2 protein-coding genes are annotated in these 3,405 nt (G+C 42.8%); both read left to right on the forward strand.

Annotated features, from left to right (window positions below):
- Positions 1-137: 137 nt before the first annotated feature.
- On the forward strand, positions 138-2,624 hold the full coding sequence (gene hetF / locus PN450_RS17095; RefSeq protein WP_148761756.1) for a cell division protein HetF: 2,487 nt from the start codon (positions 138-140) through the stop codon (positions 2,622-2,624).
- A gap of 137 nt (positions 2,625-2,761) precedes the next feature.
- Positions 2,762-3,100 carry a P-II family nitrogen regulator gene (locus PN450_RS17100; RefSeq protein ID WP_015079584.1) on the forward strand — a complete coding sequence of 113 codons (339 nt, stop codon included), beginning with the start codon at positions 2,762-2,764 and terminating at the stop codon, positions 3,098-3,100.
- The last annotated feature ends 305 nt before the right edge of the window (positions 3,101-3,405 follow it).

A 3,405-nucleotide genomic window follows, 5' to 3' on the forward strand; every position in this document is an offset into this window, starting at 1 on the left:
TAATAGTAAATACATTTCAAAAAATTAATTTTTTGAGAAATTTTTGGTGTGGGCTTTAATTCTCAATAACCAATACTTATTGACAGAACTGTTACTGTTACGTACTTTTAGACTTTTTATTTACATCGAACTCAGGTGTGACCCAGGAATTTCACATTTCCGCAACGCAGGTGGGGCAAAATGACTATCTGGTGCGAACGGAAGAAGTTGCACCTGGGGTACCGGTAGCAGAAGAACTGGTGCATTGGCCTGTGGCTGAGTGGTTGGCGGCCGCAGGCGATTTGATGGATGATCCTTTGCAGTTAATGTTGCAGGGGAGTATGGTAGCCAGAAACTCTGTTAACTTGGTGTCCTTGGGTCAGGAGTTATATAATGCGCTATTTCAAGGAACACTCAGGGATAGTTGGATTACTGCCCAAGGTATAGCCCAAAATCACCAACAGGTGCTGCGGCTAAGATTGGGATTGAAGGATACGAGATTGGCGCGGTTACCGTGGGAAGTGATGCACGCAGGCGATCGCCCATTGGCTACGGGTCCTTATATCACCTTTGCCCGTTACCAAAGTGGCATCGCCCCAGGCTCACGGTTACTGACTCATAATCTGCCCACGTCGCCGGAAGTACGGGGGATAAGAGTGCTAATGGTGATTTCTTCACCTACCGATTTAGCGCGGCTAGATTTGCTCAAACAAGAAGCTATTAATCTCAAGGCAGAATTGCACCGCCCAGCATTAAGAGTGGCTGATGGTAATCATCATCTTCCAGAAATTGAATTGACCGTTCTTGACGGGCCGGGGAGGGAAGAACTCACCCAAGCTTTAGAACAGGGACATTACCATATTCTCCACTATTCTGGTCATAGCAACTTGGGGAGCAATGGTGGGCAAATTTATTTAGTGAGTAAAAAAACTGGCTTAACAGAAACTCTCAGCGGAGATGATTTAGCTGGGCTACTGGTTAATAATAATATTCAAATGGCAGTGTTTAACTCCTGTTTGGGGGCATATCGGGCTAGGTCAGAGACGGAGTCAGACTCAGCAGAACGGAATTTAACTGAAAGCTTGGTAAAACGGGGAATTAGAAGTATTTTGGCGATGTCAGAACGCATACCTGATGAGGTAGCACTGACGCTGACACAATTGTTTTACCGCAATTTGAGTCAGGGCTATGCTGTAGATTTATGTGTAAGTCGGGTTCGTCAAGGCTTAATTTCTGCCTATGGTTCTCAGCAGATGTACTGGGCTTTACCAATTTTGTATCTCCAGCGAGAATTTGATGGCTGTTTGACACCAGAAGTTATGGCTACGCCACGGGGGCTATCGGAGTTACTGAACCAATATCAGCCCATCAAGCAGACAAATAGTTATAATTATGCTGATATGGGAACTAACCCAGAAATTCCTTTAGCTATTGATGATATTCTCAATCCTAATTTTGGAGAGGAGACGACGGAGGTAGACTGGCTAGGGGAGAATACTTGGGGTGATCTGGGCGATGAAATTGAGTATGATGATCCCACTTATAATGAGGATTTGGCAATAGTTTCTGATTTGTTTCGTCAGCTTGGCAATCCGGTTGCTAAAACAGAAGAACCAAGTATGAAGACGGAATTAATCGCGGAGAATCATCATTACTTGTCGGAAATGCAGGTTGCCCAACCGAAACAAAATTTAGATTGGGAAAATGTCCCCACTCAGATTACCCCAACTCCCTTGAATCTTGAGAAGCGTGAGGTAAATCCTCAGTTATCACCGTCACCTGTCCCTCCAAAGGGTAATCGTTTTCACCGAACAAAATCACCATTGTTAGTGTATGGTTTGGTGGGAGCAAGTGCAATTACTGTCATTGTTGGTATTGGTTGGTGGTGGCATCAACGACAAGTGCGGAAGTCTGCTGATGTGCCGCCGATTCCTGGACAAAATCTCACAAGTAATCAGTATCCACGGATTAATTTAGCTAATTCAGCTACGGGAATTGTCACGGCAACGGCGACGGCTCAGTTGAGTCAAGGTAATTTAACGGCTGGGTTAGATGCTATTAATGAATTACTGAATCGTGGTGCTTTGACGGCTGCGGAAACAGCTTTAAATTTGATTCCTACTCAGGATGCTGAAAATCCAGCTGTGAATTTTTTCCGGGGGCGTTTAGCTTGGCAGTCAGTCCAAACTAAAAATAATAAATATAGTATTGATGATGCTCGTCGTTATTGGGCTAGGGCTGTAGAAAAGCAGCCAGATTCTCTTTTGTATAATAATTCTTTAGGATGTGCCTATTATGCGGAGAATAATCTCAATTATGCTAATGATGCTTGGTTCAAATCTCTGAGTTTGGCATTAAAGCCACAACGGAATAAAAGTTCTGATCCAATGAAATATCCCCAAATAGCTGGAGAACCGGAGGCTTTGACGGCTTATGCTGGATTGGCTTTGGGTTTATATAAATCTGCTAACAGTCAACCCGCTGATAAACGCCAGCAATATTTACGGGAAGCGATTAAACTTCGGCAAATGGTGATTCAAAATGCGCCCGCAGACTTTACCATTGAGAGGTTATCACAAAATTGGCTGTGGACAGAACAGGCGATCGCTGATTGGAGAGCGCTTTTGCAAGAAAATAGTCCATAATTGTGGACAATGATCAAAAAACCTTGTAATCCCATACATCAGGCTAAAATTAAATAACTATGACTATATTTACAGCCTGAGACAACGAATCTGCTTAGATATATAAACGACGTTATTAGAAGTCAGGAATCAAAAAAATGAAAAAAGTAGAAGCCATTATCCGTCCATTTAAACTAGATGAAGTGAAAATTGCCCTAGTTAATGCGGGTATTGTTGGGATGACAGTTTCTGAAGTTCGGGGTTTTGGACGGCAAAAAGGGCAAACCGAACGCTATCGGGGTTCGGAATACACGGTAGAGTTTCTCCAAAAACTGAAAGTGGAAATCGTTGTTGAAGATGCCCAAGTTGATATGGTTGTAGATAAGATTATCTCCGCAGCCCGGACTGGTGAAATCGGTGATGGTAAAATTTTCATCTCCTCTGTTGAACAAATTGTCCGCATTCGGACAGGAGAAAAAAATACGGAAGCCGTATAAGTATTAAGTATTGGGTGTTGAATATCCAAAAAATTGGCGTTGCTGAGTCTGTAAATGTGAAAACAGAAAATCAGCAGCGCCTTTTATACACCCTCTAAGGGTCTTCCAACCCACATTCCGCACCCCCCAGTGTCACAATCAGTAATTTCGGATTTTTGAATACCTTTAACCCACATTCCGCACCCCAAACTGTCACAGATCAAAAAAGCCCTTAAAGTAGTACATAATAACTAAAGCCAATTCAAAAATTAAGATGCTTAATGAGAATAAGTAGCATTAAAAGGGACGTGGTGTGATAAAGTGAA

The organism is Dolichospermum lemmermannii CS-548 (genome assembly GCF_028330815.1).
Lineage (GTDB): Bacteria > Cyanobacteriota > Cyanobacteriia > Cyanobacteriales > Nostocaceae > Dolichospermum > Dolichospermum lemmermannii.